Here is a 15,305-nt window from a genome sequence, read left to right as displayed (position 1 = left end):
GCGCGACGCGGATGCCTTCGACGTGGGGCATCGCCTTCGATGGAACGAGTCGCGCACGAAAGGCCGCTACGTTGTGCGCGAGGGTGAAGAGAGCGCGTCGATCGACTGGATGTCGACGCTGCGTGCGAAGCGCTCGATGCGTCTCGACGCCCGGCATCTTCGCTATCGGCGCACGCAGGGCGAGGGCGCGGTGCTGCATTGCTTTCTGCTCGATTGCTCCGGTTCGATGCTCGCGGGCGAGCGGCTCGCGCGCGCGAAGGGGATGCTCGTTGCGTTGTTCGACCGGGCCTATCGCGAACGCGCGACGATCGCGCTCGTGTGTTTCGGTGGCGGACGCGCTGAAGTGCGCCGGCAACCGGGCGCGGCGCATTGGTTCAACGAGCGCTGGATCGCGCCGATCGGCGGCGGTGGCGGCACGCCGCTCGCGCTCGGGTTATCGAGCGCCGCCACGGTGCTCGAACGCGCGGCCAGGCACAGGCCGTCGCAGCGGCGCTGGTTGTGGGTGCTGACCGACGGGCGCACGAACGAGAAGCCGCAAGCGCCCGCGTCGGCCGACGAAATCGTCGTCGTGGATTTCGAAGAGGGTTCGATTCGTGCGGGACGCGGCAAGGCGCTCGCCCTCGATTGGGGCGCGCGATACATCACCGCCGATGCGCTGAGCGAAGGCGGCGATCACTCATACCATCGCGGCGTATAAACCCAGTCTCCCACCACACGCGTCGTCGATGAACCTACGATCACCATCGTCCGCATATCGACGTGTTCGCTTTTCAGTTCGCCCAGCGTGACGATGCGCAACGCTTCAGCCGGTCGCCCGATGTCTCTTCCCAACACGACGGGCGTGTGCGGATCGCGATAGCGCTTCACGATGTCGATCGCCCGGTCGAATTGCCAAGGCCGCGCTTTCGACAGCGGGTTATAGAACGCCATCACGAGATCGGCTTCACCCGCGTGTGCGATGCGTTTCTCGATCACGTCCCACGGCTTCAGGTTATCCGATAGCGACAGCACGCAAAAATCGTGGCCGAGCGGCGCGCCGGCACGCGCGGCCGTCGCGAGCGATGCCGATACGCCCGGCACGATCGCGAGATTCACCGCGCTCCATTCGGGATGCGCCGCGCGCCCTTCGTCGAGCGCTTCGAGCACGGCGGCGGCCATCGCGAACACGCCCGGATCGCCCGAGGATACGACGACCACGCGCCGTCCCTCGCTCGCGAGTTCGAAAGCGTGCCGCGCGCGCTGCAGTTCCTCGCGGTTGTCGGTCATGTGCACGCGCTGATCGTCGCGAAACGGTCCGGCCATGCGCACATAGGTTTCGTAGCCGAGCACGTCTTGCGCAGCGATGAGCGCGGCGCGCGCGGCCGGCGTCATCAGTTCCGCGCTGCCGGGGCCGAGCCCGATCACGGTCAGCGCGCCGCGCGCACGGCCGATCGATTGCGCATCGATGGGCGTATCGCTCACGTGCAATGCGATGCCTTGCGTATCGGCGTCGAACGGCGCGGCATCGCAAAAGCGCAGCGGTACGTTCAGCGCACGCGCGGCGTCTTCGAGCGAACGCCATGTCATGTAACGCACAGGCGCTGCCAACGCCGCGAGCGCAAGCGGCGATAACGCCTGCGCGCTCATCGCGGCACGTATGCGTTCGGCGACATCATCGTCATCGGACGATACTTCCGCGATCCACGCGAGCACGCAGCGCGGATGAATCACGAGACTGTCTTCGTCGTGCGTGGCGAGTGGCGTGATGCGCACGGCAAGACGTGCATCGTCGGCGCGGGGCAGGTCGGCATCGTCGAGCCAGGGCGCGTGGCCCTCGATGCGCGTGCTTTCGCCCGCGAGCAAATCCGACACGAAGCGCTTGCCCCGCTCGATATCCGCGAGCGCATAACCTTCGGGCGGCGCGAGCAGACATTGACCGAAGCGCAACTCGCCGCTCGTCGTGATCGCGGGCGCGATGGCGAGCGCATCGCCGATCTCGCGCGCCAGCACGTTCACGCCGCTCATCCCGCCGAGCAGCGGCACGACCGCGCTGCCATCCTGCGCGATGGCGAGCACGGGCGGTTCGGCGATCTTGTCGGCAAGCGATGACGCGAGCGCGCGAATCACGATGCCCGCCGAGCACAGCGCGACGATCGGCGTGCCCGACGCATACAACGCGCGCACGTGCGCGCCGAAATCGTCATACGCGATGTCCGCATTCACGCGGCTGGCGAGGCCATGAATGCGCGATTGTTCGAAGTTCGCCTGAATGCGCCGCGCCGTATCGAGCGCGCCCGCACCGAGGATGACGATCGCCATCGGCATGGAAGCACTCACGCGCGCCATTTTTTCCCCGGCACGACGAGCAGCGAGAAATACGGCGAGGCCATCGGATCGACTTCATCGAGCGGCACGATGCGCTGATTCGCCATCGTCGCGCGCTCGACATAGAGCGCGCGTTCATCGAGCCCGAGTTCGCCGAGCACGCGCCGCACTTTCTCGAAGTTGCGGCCGAGCTTCATGATGACGGCCGCATCCGCCGCTTCGAGACGGCGCTTCAGATCGTCTTCGGGCAATACGCCCGACAGCACCGACAGGCTCTGATTGCGATACACGAGCGGCACGCCCAGCACCGCGACGCCGCCGAGCATCGAGCACACGCCCGGCACGACATGCGCATCGAAGCGCGCAGCGAGACGGTCGTGCAGATACATGTACGAGCCGTAAAAGAACGGATCGCCTTCGCAGATCACCGCGACGTCGCGCCCGGCTTCGAGATGCCCGGAGATCGTGAGCGCGGCTTCGTCGTAGAACGCGCTGATGATCGTCTCGTAGCAGAGCGGCGGTTCGAGCGCCTCGGTCGTTACCGGATAGACGAGCGGCAGCCGCGTCTGGGTATCGTCGAGATGCGATTCGATGATGCCGAACGCATTGCCCTTCTTGCCCTTCGCGACGAAATAAGCGACCACCGGCGCGGCCTTGAGCAAGCGTAGCGCCTTCAGCGTGATGAGCTCCGGATCGCCCGGACCGACGCCCAGTCCATAAAGCCGCCCGCGCATCATTCGGCCTCCGAAGCAAGTGCGTTCACTGCCGCCGCCGCCATCGCGCTGCCGCCGCGCCGGCCGAGCAGGGCGACGAAGGGCACGCCGCGGCTATCGGCGGCGAGCATCGCCTTGGATTCCGCCGCACCGATGAATCCGACCGGAAAGCCGAGGATGAGCGCGGGCTTCGGTGCGCCCGCATCGAGCATGTCGAGCAGATGAAAGAGCGCGGTCGGCGCATTGCCGATCGCGACGATCGCGCCTTCGAGATGCGGCCGCCACAGTTCGAGCGCGGCCGCCGAGCGCGTGTTGTTCATCGCGCGGGCGCGTTCGGGAATCGATGGATCGTTCAATGTGCAGACGACACGGTTATCGGCGGGCAGCCGCGCGCGCGTGATGCCTTCCGCGACCATGCGCGCATCGCACAGAATCGGCGCGCCTGCCGCGAGCGCTTGCCGGCCGGCGATGCCAGCGCCGGAAGAAAAGCGCAGATCGCTCACGATATCGACCATGCCGCATGCATGGATCAGGCGCACCGCGAGCTTTTCCAGATCGGCGGGAAGGGCGGCGAGGTCGGCTTCGGCGCGGATCGTCGCAAAGGACTGACGATAAATCTCCGCGCCGTCGCGGATGTAGTCAAGCATCGGCATGGCTCCGGGCGAGCCGTTCGGCCGCCTCTTCGATGGTCAGATTGCTCGCGACGATGCGTGCGCCGCGATGCAGGTCATATCGTCCCGGCGCGACTGCATAGAGCGTCACGGGGACCGGATGCGCCGCCGCGCACGAACGCTCGCAGCCGCTTAAGTGCACCGCGCTTTCATCATGCGAGGGCAGCAGCGAAGCGAGGCGATGCGCGTCGGCTTTGGTATCGGCATGGCTTTTCGCGCAGCCATCGGAACCCGCGCACGCGATGAGGCGCGCGAGCGGATCGCGCGGGTCGGTCGCGAGGCCCAGCGCGTGAAGACGTTGCAGCACGTCATGCGCGTGATGCGCGGCGATGCCCGGTATCAGCACGCTTTGCCACGGTGTCATCGCGAGAAGGCCTTCGGCTTGCGTGTCGGCGATATCGGCGAGGGCTTCGAGCGTGGCCGCGTCGAGACGACCGAGGGGCGTTTGCGCGCCCGCGTACCACGTCGCGCGATACGGTTCGGCGTGAGCGCCGAGGCGCAAGGATGCATCGGCGGGTGCGCGTCGCCAGTGCTTAATGGCTGCGTCGAAATCGAATGTTTCGAGAAAGCGCGCGATGCCGACACGCGCGAGCAGATCGCGCATACGATGTTCGTCAGGCGTGGCCAGCGCGAGAAACCTGCGCAGCACGCCCGACACGAATGTCACTAGTTCGCTGCGATGAATCGCGCCGAGCGGACACTGTCGCATCGTTCCCGCGAAGCCGAATGCGAAACGCGCGCCATCGTCGATTGCAGAGAGCCACAGGTCGTGCGGATGATCGAGCATCGCGAGGCGCTCGCCGGCGTCGAGTTGGAGCGCGAATTTGGGCGACAGCGCATGCAGCGACGCGTCGGCCTGCATCGCGTCGATGATTTGTGCGGCGAGCGCACGCGTGGCGTCGCTTGCGAGCGGACTGAGCATCACGTTGCGGATGTCGTCGCCGCCTGAGCTCGACGGACCGAGGCCCGCGTCGAGCGCGATGTCGATCAACGCGGCGTGGGCATCGTCGCGGATGCCGCGCAACTGGAGATTCGCACGATTGGTCACCTCGATCACGCCCGAGCCGCAGTCACGCGCCGCCCGCGCGACGGCCCGCGCCGCGTGCGCGCTCAACACGCCGCCCGCAAGCCGCAGGCGCGCGAGCCCGCCATCGCGCGCGGGCACGATGCGCATCAAACCCGGGCACGCGGATGCGCGCGGCGCGGCGTTGAGCGATGAGCGGTTCAATGAAGTCAAAAGCGTGACCCGTTGGGCTTCGCGCGTAATGAGCGAACCGGTACACCCCGCCCGGTCGGCGTCGCGCGAATGCGATGAGTCGGCAGGTCTCTTGGCTGGCAGGTCTTCATTCGCGCCGGCCTTCCCGGTAAAAACCAGTGGCAGTGGAGCGCGGACTCGCTGCGTACAATTGCGGGGGCAGCCACAGTTTTCTGTGTTCCCTCTTAGGCCCTGGGTCTCTTCGACCCCGGGCACCGACGGACCTGTATTATGCCCGCTTTTATCGACCATCCAGGCGCTTCGGGGCAGCATCCTGAAGCGCATTACGAATCACGTGAAGGAGGCGGCGCATGTCGAACTGGCTGACCGTAGTGGGGATCGGTGAAGACGGCTGGCACGGGCTGTCCCGCGTCGCGCGCCGCGCGCTGCTCGACGCCCAGTCGATTCACGGCGGCGAGCGCCATCTCGCGTTCCTGCCGGCGCGCATCGCCGCGAGCCGCGTGCCGTGGCCGAAACCCTTTTCGCTCGATGCCGTGCTCGCCGGGCGCGGCGACGGCAAGACGCGCATATGCGTGCTCGCGAGCGGGGATCCGATGTGCTTCGGCGTCGGCGCGACGCTCGCGCGTGAAGTCGCCAACGGCGAGATGCGCGTCATTCCCGCGCCTTCGTCGCTGTCGCTCGCGGCGGCGCGTTTGCGCTGGGCGTTGCAGGACGCCGTGTGCGTGTCGCTCGTCGGGCGCCCCGTCGCGTCGCTGCTCGCGAGCCTGCATCGCGGCGTGCGCCTGCTCGTCTTGAGCGCGGACGGCGCGACGCCCGCCGCCGTCGCCGCGCTCCTGACCGCGCATGGTTTCGGCGCAAGCCGCATGACCGTGTTCGAGCATCTCGGCGGTGACAGGGAGCGTCGTATCGACGAGCGTGCCGACGACTGGCGCGAGCCGCTCGTCGCCGCGCTCAATCTCGTCGCGATCGAATGCCGCACGCATGCCGGGCACGCCGGGCCGCCGCTCACGCCCGGTTTGCCCGACGACGCATATCGTCACGACGGCCAGCTCACCAAGCGCGACGTGCGCGCCGTGACGCTCGCGCGCCTCGCGCCGCAGCCGGGCGAATTGCTCTGGGACGTCGGCGCGGGCTGCGGCTCGATCGGTATCGAATGGATGCGCGCGCACGGCGCGTGCCGCGCGATCGCGATCGAAGCGAACGAAAGCCGGCAGCGCCTCATCGAGCACAACCGCGACGCGCTCGGCGTGCCCGCGCTGCAACTCGTGAAGGGCGAAGCGCCCGCCGCGCTCGACGGCCTGAGCGCGCCCGACGCCGTCTTCATCGGCGGAGGATTGACCGTGCCGGGCGTGCTCGATGCATGCTGGGCGCGTCTGCGTCAGGGCGGGCGGCTCGTCGCCAATGCGGTGACGCTGCAAAGCGAAGCCGCGCTCGTCGAATGGCGCGCGCGGCACGGCGGCGAGCTGACGCGCATCGGTGTTGCGCAGGCGGAGCCGCTCGGCAGCTTCGATACCTGGCGTCAGGCGCTCCCGATCACGCTGTTGCACGCCAGCAAACCGTGATGCGTCATGCGTGAAGAAGCGCCGGGAAACACGAAGCGCGTGCTGCTGCTCGGCGGCACCGGCGACGCGCTCGCGATCGCGCGCGCGCTGCCGCCCGCGCATGTCTACAGTCTCGCGGGCCTCGGGCGTGTGCCGGGCGATCTGGCGTGCACGGTGCGCGTCGGCGGCTTCGGCGGCATCGACGGGCTCGTTCGCTATCTGCGCGCGGAGAACATCGCGCTCGTCGTCGATGCGACGCATCCGTATGCCGCGCAAATGAGCCGGCACGCTCACGACGCCTGTGCGCTCGCGGACGTGCCGCTCTGGGCGGTGCGCCGTCCCGCGTGGCAGCCGCAGCCGGGCGACGACTGGCGCGATGCGGCGGACTGGCGCGAAATCGTCGATCGGATCGCGCCGTTTCATCGGCCGCTTTTTACGCTCGGGCGCGAGGCGCTTGCGCATCTGCATGAAATACCCGCGTCGCAATTCTGGACGGTGCGCTGTCTCGAAGCGCATGCGGGCAACGAACGCGCGAGGATCATCGATGCCCGCGGGCCGTTCGATCCCGAAGGCGAGCGCGCGTTGTTCGATGCGGCGGGCATCGACGTTATCGTCAGCAAGAATAGCGGCGGGCGCGCGACCGAAGCGAAGCTCGCGGTGGCGCGCGAACGCGGCCTGCCGGTCGTGATGCTCACGCGGCCGTCGCTGCCAAACGCGCACACCACGTTCGACGATGCCGCGAGCGCGCGCGATGCGCTGCTGAACTGGCTCGACCGAATCCACCTATCCGAAACATGACGATCTATTTCATCGGCGCCGGACCGGGCGATCCCGAACTCATCACCGTCAAGGGACAGCGGCTCATTCGCGCGTGTCCCGTGATTCTCTACGCAGGCTCGCTCGTGCCGAAGGCCGTGCTCGACGGGCATCGCGCGACGAAGTGCATCGACACGGCGGAGCTCGATCTCGACGCCATCGTCGCGCTTTTACAGGACGCGCACGCGAACGGGCAGGATGTGGCGCGCGTGCATTCGGGCGATCCGTCGCTCTACGGCGCGATCGGCGAGCAGATCCGCAGGCTCGACGCGCTCGCGATTCCCTACGAAGTCGTGCCGGGCGTGACGGCGGCGGCGGCATCGGCGGCGGCGCTGAAGCGGGAACTGACGCTGCCGGGCATCTCGCAGACGGTGATCCTCACGCGCTACGCGACGAAAACATCGATGCCGGAAGGCGAAAGCCTCGCCGATCTGGCGCGTCATCGCGCGACGCTCGCGATTCATCTCGGCGTGCGGCATATCGAGCGTATCGTCGCGGATCTGGTGCCGCACTACGGCGCGGATTGCCCGGTGGCGGTCGTGTTTCGCGCGAGCTGGCCGGACGAGACGCGCATCGAGGGAACGCTCGCGGAGATTGCGTCGAAAGTGCGCGCGGCGGGCATGGAGCGCACGGCGATGATCATCGTCGGCCGCGTGCTGACCGCCGATGGCTTCGCGGATTCGACGCTCTACGCGAAGGACTGATCGCACGATGCGCGACCTCGACACCGTGTTCGATGCGCTCGCGAAATCGGCATTCCGGCGGCGCTTCGCGCTCGGCGTGCGCGAGGGGAAATATCTGCGCGAGAAGGGCGTCGATACGGTGATCGCGCAGGCGCATGAACTGATCGGCAAGCGGCTCGCGCCGCCATCGCCCTTGAACGACGGCAAGCAGACGCCGTTTCGCGGGCATCCGGTGTTCATCGCGCAACACGCGACGGCGACGTGCTGCCGTTCGTGCCTGGCTAAATGGCACGGCATCGCGGCAGGCAAGGCGCTCGACGACGCTGAGCGGCAACATGTCGTCGATGCGATCGCGCGCTGGCTGCGCGCGCAACCGCTGCCCGCCGCGAATGCCGCCGCGCCCGACAATCCGCAGCGGGAATTGCCTTTCTGACGCGTTTCTTTAGCGCGCCCGGTCCATCGCCGTCAAAGCTGCCGCGATGAAGGTCGTCCATATGCCCGCGCACGCGAGCGCGAGACTGAATACTGGCGGGCACTTTTGTGATATCGCTTGTCATGGTTGGCATGGGCTGAGTCCGATTCGATTGCTGCGGCAGTGAAGGCGAATCAGTCAGTTTTTTCCATTGAGGCGTCGGATACGTTTCCGCTGAGCTTCGCGACCGGAGATAAACGCATGTCTGTACCATCTCGTAAGAAAATTGCTTGCGCGGTTCTGACTCTGGCCTGCATTAGCGTCGGTAATGCGGCGCCGAATCCTGCCACCGATGCGACTCGAAAGGCCAATCAGGCAATAGCCGATTATTTGCCATTTTCGAATACGCAGGATTTCGATGATGCTCGCCACGGGTTCATCGCCGATCTTCCGAATCCGGTCGTCAAGGGGAGCGCCGGCAACACGGTTATCGATCTCTCGCAGTATGATTTTCTGAAGCAAAGCGGACCTGCTCCCGCGTCGGTGAATCCGAGCCTCTGGAGGCAATCGCAACTGCTCGCGATTCGCGGGCTGTTCAAGGTGGTCGATGGCATCTATCAGGTGCGCAATATCGACCTTGCCAACATGACATTCATTCGCGGCAAGACTGGCTGGGTCGTGATCGATCCGCTCACGTCCACGGAAACCGCGAAAGCCGCCCTCGACCTGATCAATAGCAAGGTCGAGAATCTGCCGGTCAGCGCGGTGATTTTCACGCACTCTCACGTCGATCACTTCGCGGGCATTCGGGCGATAGTGGATGAGAAGGATGCGCGCGCCGGCAAAGTGCCTGTGATTGCGCCGGATGGCTTCATGGAGGAAGCGGTAAGCGAAAACGTGTTCGCCGGCAACGTGATGAGCCGGCGCGCGTCGTACATGTACGGCAATCTGTTGCCGAAGGACCCGGAAGGCAACGTCGGCGGCGGCCTTGGGCTGACCACGGCGGCCGGCACGATTACCCTGTTCGAGCCGACCAAGATTATCGACAAGACAGGTGAAAAACTGACGGTCGATGGCATCGATGTCGTCTTTCAGATGGCGCCCGGCACCGAAGCGCCCGCCGAGATGTTGTTCTACTTCCCGCAGTTCAAGGCGATCTGTCTCGCCGAGGACGCGAATCACACGCTCCACAATATCCTGACCTTGCGCGGCGCAAAGGTGCGCAGCGCTCAGAAATGGTCGAGTACGCTGGATCAGACAATCGACTTATGGGGCGGCGACGCGGTGGTTTCATTCGGCAGTCATCATTGGCCGCAATGGGGTAACGGCCGCGTTGTCGAACATCTGGAAAAGCAACGCGACCTGTACAAATACATCAACGATCAAACGCTGCGCATGGCCAATCAGGGCCTGACGATGAACGAGATCGCCGAACAGTTCGTGTTGCCGGATAGTCTGGCGAAAGAGTTTTATAACCGCGGCTACTATGGCGATCTGAAACATAACGTCCGCGCTACGTATCAGCTTTATCTGGGATTCTGGGACGGCAATCCGGCCGACTTCAATCCGTTACCGCCTGTCGAAGAGGCGAAGCGATATGTCGAGATGGTCGGCGCCGACAAAATGATCGCGACGGCAAAGGCGGCATATGCCAAGGGCGACTATCGGTGGGCGGCGACAGTGGCGAATAAAGTGGTGTTCGCGCAGCCGAAGAATCAGGCGGCGCGCAATATCGAAGCGGACGCGCTGGAGCAATTGGGTTATCAGGCCGAATCGGGTCCGGCGCGCAACTTCTATCTGTCTGGCGCGCAGGAACTGCGCGGCGGCGTCAAGAAAATGGCGACGCCCAATACCAGTTCTCCCGACATTATTCGTGGCATGACCACCGATATGTTCCTCGACTTTCTCGCCATTCATCTGAACGGACCGAGAGTCGGTGACAAGTCTTATGTGTACAACCTGAAATTCCCGGACATCAACGCGCAATATGTCCTGACGGTAAAGAACGGCGTAATGAATTACAGCAAGGACAAGCAACTGGATAAAGTGGATGGCACCGTCACCCTGAATCGCTCGACACTCGATGACATAGCGCTCGGCAAACTCAAGCTGGGCAACCTCGCGGAAAGCGGCGACGTGACCATCGACGGAGACAAGGCGAAGTTCAAGGACATGCTGGGCAATTTCGACAAGTTCGACTTCTGGTTCACGATCGCGGAGCCTTGAGCGAGGCGTACCCGAATCACGGGTTGTTCAGGGATCGAGGTCATGCCGCATGACCGACTGTTTGACGCATAAAAGGACACGCGTCAAACGGTCTTCATTGCCGGTCAGTGCTTGCCGGAAACGCTTGCCGCGCTTGCCTTTCGCCCCTTCGCGCGCCGCGTGAGCATGTTCAGCCCCTCGACCAGCGCCGAGAACGCCATCGCCGCGTAAATGTAGCCCTTCGGCACATGCGTCCCGAATCCTTCGGCGATCAGCGTCATCCCGATCACGAGCAGGAAGCCGAGCGCGAGCATCACGATCGTCGGATTGCGCTCGATGAATCGCGACAGCGGGCCTGCAGCAAACAGCATCACGGTCACGGCGGCGATCACCGCGACGAACATGATCGGAATGTGCTCGGTCATGCCGACCGCCGTCACGATGCTGTCGATGGAAAACACGAGATCGAGCAGCAGGATCTGTCCGATCGCCGATAGCGGCGTCAGCGACTTGCCTGATTCGGCACCGGCAGAGCCGTCGGCGTCGTGCGTGACATGGTGGCGGATCTCGGTTGTCGCCTTCCACACGAGAAATACGCCGCCCGCGATGAGGATCAGATCGCGCCATGAAAAGCCGTGGCCGAATGCTTCGAAGATGGGCGTCGTGAGGCGCACGATCAGCGCGACCGTGCCGAGCAGGCCGAGCCGCATGATGAGCGCGAGCGCGATGCCGATGCGCTGCGTGCGCTCCCGGTGCGCCGGGGGCAGCTTGTTGGTCAGGATGGAAATGAAGATCAGGTTGTCGATGCCGAGCACGACTTCCATGACGACGAGTGTTGCGAGCGCGGCCCAGGCGGCGGGATCGGTGATGAGGGCGACGAGATAGTCCATGGTCCGGGAATGATTCGACAGGAGAGGGCGAGATATTAGCCTGATCGCCGTGGATAATGAAAGGAACTTGAAAACTTCATGCGAATCGAATCCACGGATGGGCACATGCTGCGCATCGCGTAGACGGCGTCGGCATATCGGTCACAAATACCGGAAATTAAACGTTTATTTGCGCTTGATCTGATGATGCGCTGCCGCATTACGGGTAAACTCCTATGCTTTCGTGCCGCGCGTCCGTGGCCGCCGTCCAACCTCCTGTCGCCGCAGGACACCGAACCGAATCCGCATGCAGGGAAAATCACAACGTCTCGTCGAGCTGGACTTCTTCCGGGGACTGGTGCTGCTCATCATCGTCGTCGATCATATCGGCGGGAGCATGGTGTCGCGCTTCACGCTTCATTCGTTTGCGCTGAACGACGCCGCCGAAGTCTTCGTGTTCCTCGGCGGCTTCGCCACGGCGACGGCGTATGTGTCGCTCGCGGCACGCCGCTCCGAAAGCGCGGCGCGAGTGCGCTTTCTCAAACGCGCGTTCGAGCTTTATCGCGCGTTCCTCGTCACCGCCGCGCTGATGCTCGCCGCATCCTTCCTGCTGCGGCCCTTTTTTGGTCACGCACCGAATCTCGCGCTGCATGACCTCGACAGTATGACGTCGCAGCCGCTTTCGTCGATCACGCAGATTCTCACGTTCGAACGCCAGCCGTATCTTGCCGCCGTCCTGCCGATGTACGCGCTCTTCGCGCTCGCCGTGCCGCTCATGCTGCCGCTCGCGCGCAGCAAGCCGTGGCTGCTGCTGGGCCTGAGCCTTGCGCTGTGGGCTTGTGCATCGCAGATCGGCGAATTCATGCCTTCCGTCGATGACAACCTCTGGGACTTCAATCCCGCCGCGTGGCAGTTGATGTTCGTGCTCGGCGTGCTGGCGCGCTGCCAGCCGGTTTACCAGCGAGTCAGCGCTAACCGCTTCGGCTGGATCGTGAGCGCGGGCGCGGTCGCATTGATCGCGGGCATGGCGTACTACAAGCTGCTCGTGCTGCCGCCTGTTCTGGATAGCGCCTTCAAGCGCGACCTGGCCGGACCGCGCGTGATCAATTTCCTCGCTATCGCGTGGATCGCCGCAAATCTGGCGCGCTACGGTGTCGTCAAGGCCGTGGCGCAGCGGCTGCCGTGGGTCGGCGCGCTGGGGCGTGACGGCATGGTGTCGTTTGTCGCGGGCACGGTGATTTCGCTCGTCGTCGATTCGATTCTTTTCACGCTGACCGACGGGCTTGTCAACGTACCGGCCGGACTTGCCGCCGATGCCATCGCGATCGGCGCGCTGCTCGCGGTGCCGCATGCGCATCGGCGGGTTTCGACCTGGCTCGGCGCGCGTCAACCTTCACCAGCGGCCGTACCTGCTGCTGCACGCGCGACTGTGGCGGCAGCCGCCGACAATCGGGGGCGCTAAAAGACGCTTTCGAAGCGGGCAGTTCACTGCCCGTTTTTCTTACGCTTAGTTCGCAACTAACGGTCTGATCGAACCGTCACCTTCGATCGGCGCGGCACGCGGCTTGCATGCACAAGTCAGCTCAACAAAAACCGGACCCGCCATGCTCAAGCTTGCCATTCTGTTCGCGATCATTTCCGTCGTTGCCGGCCTTTTCGGCTTTACCCGCGTGTCATCCGGCGCGGCGGGCATCGCCAAGATCTGCTTCTTCATCTTCCTGATCCTGTTTGTCGTGTTTCTCGTCATCGCGATTACGGCAGGCTCGCTCGTGCTGTAGTGCCGGGAAGCGCCGCGGGCCATCCGCGTGCTTCCTCGGATCGACCCGCGCGCCGCGACGGTGTTACATTGCCGCGAGAGACACGCTGGCGACAGTGAACCGAAAAGGAGGGGGCGATGCAGCATGCCATCGGCGCGGCCTTGCAGCCGGCGCAACACGACGTCATCCGTCATTCGCACGAGCGATCGGCCACGTTCGGCCTGTTCGAGACGATGCGCCCGGATTACGCCGTGCTGTCGGGCGCGGAACTCGCCGTCAAGCTCGGTGAAAGCCGCGCGCTCTTCGCGCACGCGCTGCCGGTGATGGAAACGCTGTACGCGCAGATCGCCAACACGCACAGCATGATCGCGCTGACCGACGCGAGCGGTCTCATCCTCCATTCGCTCGGCGACGACGATTTCCTCGCCCGCGCCGAAAAAGTCGCGCTGCGGGCGGGCGCGCTGTGGAGCGAGGCGCATCAGGGGACCAACGCGATCGGCACGACGATCGCCGAGCGCACCGCCGTCACCGTGCATGGCGACCAGCACTACTTGCGCGCCAATCATTTCCTCTCGTGTTCGAGCGTGCCGATCCTCGATCCGAACGGCAATCTCTCCGGCGTGCTCGATGTCACCGGCGACCGACGCGGCTATCACCAGCACACGATGGCGCTCGTGAAGATGTCCGGGCAGATGATCGAGAACCGCCTGATCGCGAGCGCGTTCGGCGACGGGCTGCGCATCCGTTTTCATAGCCGGCCGGAGTTCATTGGCACGTTGATGGAAGGCCTCGCCGTCTTCGATCTCGACGGCCGTCTCTTGTGCGCGAACCGCAGCGCGCAATTCCAGCTCGGGCTCGAACTGGGGCGTCTGCGTTCGCAGACGCTCGAAGCGCTGTTCGGCGAGCGCGTCGAAGCGCTCATCGCGTGCGCGGGTGAAGCGCCGTGCCGGCTCGAACTTCACAGCGGCGTCGTGGTGTTCGCGAGCGTCGAATTTCATGCGCGTCCGGCGTCGAATGTGGCGCACCCGGCGACCGCGATCGCCCTGCGCGAGCAAGCCGCGTCGGGCCTCGCCGATCTCTGCACCGGCGATGCGCAGATGAACGACATCGTCGCGCGCTTGCGCAAGGTCATCGGCAAGAACATCGCCATTCTGATCGGCGGGGAAACGGGCGCGGGCAAGGAAATGCTCGCGCGCGCGATTCACAGCGATTCGCCGCGTCGCGCGGGGCCGTTCGTCGCGGTGAACTGCGCGTCGTTGCCGGAGACGCTGATCGAATCGGAACTCTTTGGCTACGCGCAGGGCGCGTTCACGGGCGCGTCGAAGCGCGGCGCGACCGGCAAGATCATGCAGGCGAATGGCGGCACACTCTTCCTCGATGAGATCGGCGATATGCCGCTCGCGATGCAAAGCCGTCTGCTGCGCGTGTTGCAGGAGCGCGTCGTCGAGCCGCTTGGCGCGGCGCGCGCGGTGCCGGTCGATTTCACGCTCGTTTGCGCGAGCAATCGCAAGCTGCGGGAGTGCGTCGCGCAAGGGACGTTTCGCGAGGATCTGTATTACCGCATCAATGGCCTTTCGGTGACGCTGCCGCCGCTCGCCGTGCGGACGGACCTGCGTGAGGTCGTCGACAAGATGCTGCGTCAGGAGCGGTTTGCGGGACGCATCGTGGGCATCGATGACGATGTGCTCGCGCTATTCGCGCGTCATCCGTGGCCGGGCAACTTTCGGCAGTTGAGCAATGTGCTGCGCACTGCATCGGCCATGCTCGACGATCACGATACGCGGATCGGCGTCGAGCATCTGCCGCATGATTTTCTCGATGAGTTCGGGGAGCGGGTTCAGATCGATGATGTTTCGCTGCCGGCTGGCGGGGCGCGGCTTGTGGATATCGAAGCTAGCGCTGTGGCTGCGGCGCTTAAGGCGCATGGCGGTAATGTGTCGGCGACGGCGCGGGCGCTCGGCATATCGCGTACGACGTTGTATCGCAAGTTGCGGGTTTGATTGCGGCTTTAGCGCGCTCGTCGCCGGATCCCGGTTTCGTGTTGGTCTATTAGCGTTGCCCCTGTGCGGGGCGGCAGTCACTTTCTTTGCTGCTGCAAAGAAAGTAACCAAAGAAACA

General features: G+C 64.9%; 14 protein-coding genes and 1 riboswitch. Of the genes, 9 read left to right on the top strand and 5 right to left on the bottom strand.

Annotated elements, in window-relative coordinates:
• Nucleotides 1-109: 109 nt before the first annotated feature.
• Nucleotides 110-697, top strand: coding sequence for a VWA domain-containing protein (locus QCE73_RS30545; protein ID WP_309885285.1), 588 nt, complete (start codon nt 110-112; stop codon nt 695-697).
• Here QCE73_RS30545 and cobJ read toward each other — a convergent pair.
• Genes cobJ through cobG form a run of 4 tightly spaced genes read right to left on the bottom strand, consistent with a single transcriptional unit; the run spans nt 673 to nt 4,925 of the window.
• Nucleotides 673-2,325, bottom strand: a complete 1,653-nt coding sequence (cobJ, locus tag QCE73_RS30540) for a precorrin-3B C(17)-methyltransferase (protein ID WP_309884847.1) — start codon at nt 2,323-2,325, stop codon at nt 673-675. The two genes, QCE73_RS30545 and cobJ, sit on opposite strands and share 25 nt — an antisense overlap.
• Nucleotides 2,313-3,041: a precorrin-2 C(20)-methyltransferase gene (locus QCE73_RS30535; RefSeq protein WP_238295252.1), complete on the bottom strand. Its 729-nt coding sequence runs from the start codon at nt 3,039-3,041 to the stop codon at nt 2,313-2,315. The genes cobJ and QCE73_RS30535 overlap by 13 nt, the downstream gene beginning before the upstream one ends.
• Nucleotides 3,038-3,664 carry a precorrin-8X methylmutase gene (locus QCE73_RS30530; protein ID WP_309884846.1) on the bottom strand — a complete coding sequence of 209 codons (627 nt, stop codon included), beginning with the start codon at nt 3,662-3,664 and terminating at the stop codon, nt 3,038-3,040. Before QCE73_RS30530 ends, QCE73_RS30535 begins: the two co-directional genes overlap by 4 nt.
• On the bottom strand, nt 3,657-4,925 hold the full coding sequence (gene cobG / locus QCE73_RS30525) for a precorrin-3B synthase (RefSeq protein WP_309884845.1): 1,269 nt from the start codon (nt 4,923-4,925) through the stop codon (nt 3,657-3,659). The genes QCE73_RS30530 and cobG overlap by 8 nt, the downstream gene beginning before the upstream one ends.
• A gap of 63 nt (nt 4,926-4,988) precedes the next feature.
• A riboswitch (cobalamin riboswitch) is annotated at nt 4,989-5,178 on the bottom strand.
• 76 nt (nt 5,179-5,254) lie between these two features.
• Between cobG and cbiE the strand changes: the two genes are divergently transcribed.
• From cbiE to QCE73_RS30500, 5 genes are all read left to right on the top strand, one after another.
• Complete coding sequence (gene cbiE, locus QCE73_RS30520; RefSeq protein ID WP_309884844.1) at nt 5,255-6,466, top strand: precorrin-6y C5,15-methyltransferase (decarboxylating) subunit CbiE; 1,212 nt, start codon at nt 5,255-5,257, stop codon at nt 6,464-6,466.
• A 6-nt stretch (nt 6,467-6,472) separates the two neighbouring features.
• Complete coding sequence (locus QCE73_RS30515) at nt 6,473-7,243, top strand: cobalt-precorrin-6A reductase (RefSeq protein WP_309884843.1); 771 nt, start codon at nt 6,473-6,475, stop codon at nt 7,241-7,243.
• A complete protein-coding gene (cobM, locus tag QCE73_RS30510) occupies nt 7,240-7,965 on the top strand; it encodes a precorrin-4 C(11)-methyltransferase (RefSeq protein WP_035503674.1) in 726 nt (241 codons plus the stop codon). The genes QCE73_RS30515 and cobM overlap by 4 nt, the downstream gene beginning before the upstream one ends.
• 7 nt (nt 7,966-7,972) lie before the next feature.
• Nucleotides 7,973-8,377, top strand: coding sequence for a DUF4186 domain-containing protein (locus QCE73_RS30505; protein ID WP_035503672.1), 405 nt, complete (start codon nt 7,973-7,975; stop codon nt 8,375-8,377).
• A 162-nt stretch (nt 8,378-8,539) separates the two neighbouring features.
• Entirely contained in the window at nt 8,540-10,582 is a 2,043-nt protein-coding gene (locus QCE73_RS30500) for an alkyl sulfatase dimerization domain-containing protein (RefSeq protein ID WP_309884842.1), read from the top strand.
• A gap of 104 nt (nt 10,583-10,686) precedes the next feature.
• Here the strand turns inward: QCE73_RS30500 and QCE73_RS30495 are convergent, their stop codons facing one another.
• Nucleotides 10,687-11,451 carry a TerC family protein gene (locus tag QCE73_RS30495; RefSeq protein ID WP_309884841.1) on the bottom strand — a complete coding sequence of 255 codons (765 nt, stop codon included), beginning with the start codon at nt 11,449-11,451 and terminating at the stop codon, nt 10,687-10,689.
• Nucleotides 11,452-11,737: 286 nt separating this feature from the next.
• Here QCE73_RS30495 and QCE73_RS30490 point away from each other — a divergent pair, with 286 nt between their 5' ends.
• The 3 genes from QCE73_RS30490 (at nt 11,738) to QCE73_RS30480 (ending at nt 15,187) form a co-directional block, all read left to right on the top strand.
• On the top strand, nt 11,738-12,892 hold the full coding sequence (locus tag QCE73_RS30490; RefSeq protein WP_309884840.1) for an OpgC domain-containing protein: 1,155 nt from the start codon (nt 11,738-11,740) through the stop codon (nt 12,890-12,892).
• 142 nt (nt 12,893-13,034) lie between these two features.
• Entirely contained in the window at nt 13,035-13,208 is a 174-nt protein-coding gene (locus QCE73_RS30485) for a DUF1328 domain-containing protein (RefSeq protein ID WP_035503665.1), read from the top strand.
• 116 nt (nt 13,209-13,324) lie between these two features.
• Nucleotides 13,325-15,187 carry a sigma-54-dependent Fis family transcriptional regulator gene (locus QCE73_RS30480; protein WP_309884839.1) on the top strand — a complete coding sequence of 621 codons (1,863 nt, stop codon included), beginning with the start codon at nt 13,325-13,327 and terminating at the stop codon, nt 15,185-15,187.
• Nucleotides 15,188-15,305 lie beyond the last annotated feature (118 nt).

The sequence above is a fragment of the Caballeronia sp. LZ029 genome (assembly GCF_031451275.1).
Taxonomy (GTDB): Bacteria; Pseudomonadota; Gammaproteobacteria; order Burkholderiales; family Burkholderiaceae; genus Caballeronia; species Caballeronia jiangsuensis.
Note: the sequence above shows the minus strand (reverse complement) of the source record. Positions and strands in the feature narration are given on the sequence as shown.

Excerpts from the sequence above, each read along its gene's own strand:
- QCE73_RS30485 (WP_035503665.1), top strand. The coding sequence starts at position 13,035 with ATGCTCAAGCTTGCCATTCTGTTCGCGATCATTTCCGTCGTTGCCGGC.
- QCE73_RS30480 (WP_309884839.1), top strand. The coding sequence starts at position 13,325 with ATGCAGCATGCCATCGGCGCGGCCTTGCAGCCGGCGCAACACGACGTC.
- cobM (WP_035503674.1), top strand. The coding sequence starts at position 7,240 with ATGACGATCTATTTCATCGGCGCCGGACCGGGCGATCCCGAACTCATC.
- QCE73_RS30495 (WP_309884841.1), bottom strand. The coding sequence starts at position 11,451 with ATGGACTATCTCGTCGCCCTCATCACCGATCCCGCCGCCTGGGCCGCG.
- QCE73_RS30505 (WP_035503672.1), top strand. The coding sequence starts at position 7,973 with ATGCGCGACCTCGACACCGTGTTCGATGCGCTCGCGAAATCGGCATTC.
- QCE73_RS30545 (WP_309885285.1), top strand. The coding sequence starts at position 110 with ATGTCGACGCTGCGTGCGAAGCGCTCGATGCGTCTCGACGCCCGGCAT.
- QCE73_RS30515 (WP_309884843.1), top strand. The coding sequence starts at position 6,473 with ATGCGTGAAGAAGCGCCGGGAAACACGAAGCGCGTGCTGCTGCTCGGC.
- cobJ (WP_309884847.1), bottom strand. The coding sequence starts at position 2,325 with ATGGCGCGCGTGAGTGCTTCCATGCCGATGGCGATCGTCATCCTCGGT.
- QCE73_RS30530 (WP_309884846.1), bottom strand. The coding sequence starts at position 3,664 with ATGCTTGACTACATCCGCGACGGCGCGGAGATTTATCGTCAGTCCTTT.
- cbiE (WP_309884844.1), top strand. The coding sequence starts at position 5,255 with ATGTCGAACTGGCTGACCGTAGTGGGGATCGGTGAAGACGGCTGGCAC.
- QCE73_RS30490 (WP_309884840.1), top strand. The coding sequence starts at position 11,738 with ATGCAGGGAAAATCACAACGTCTCGTCGAGCTGGACTTCTTCCGGGGA.
- QCE73_RS30535 (WP_238295252.1), bottom strand. The coding sequence starts at position 3,041 with ATGATGCGCGGGCGGCTTTATGGACTGGGCGTCGGTCCGGGCGATCCG.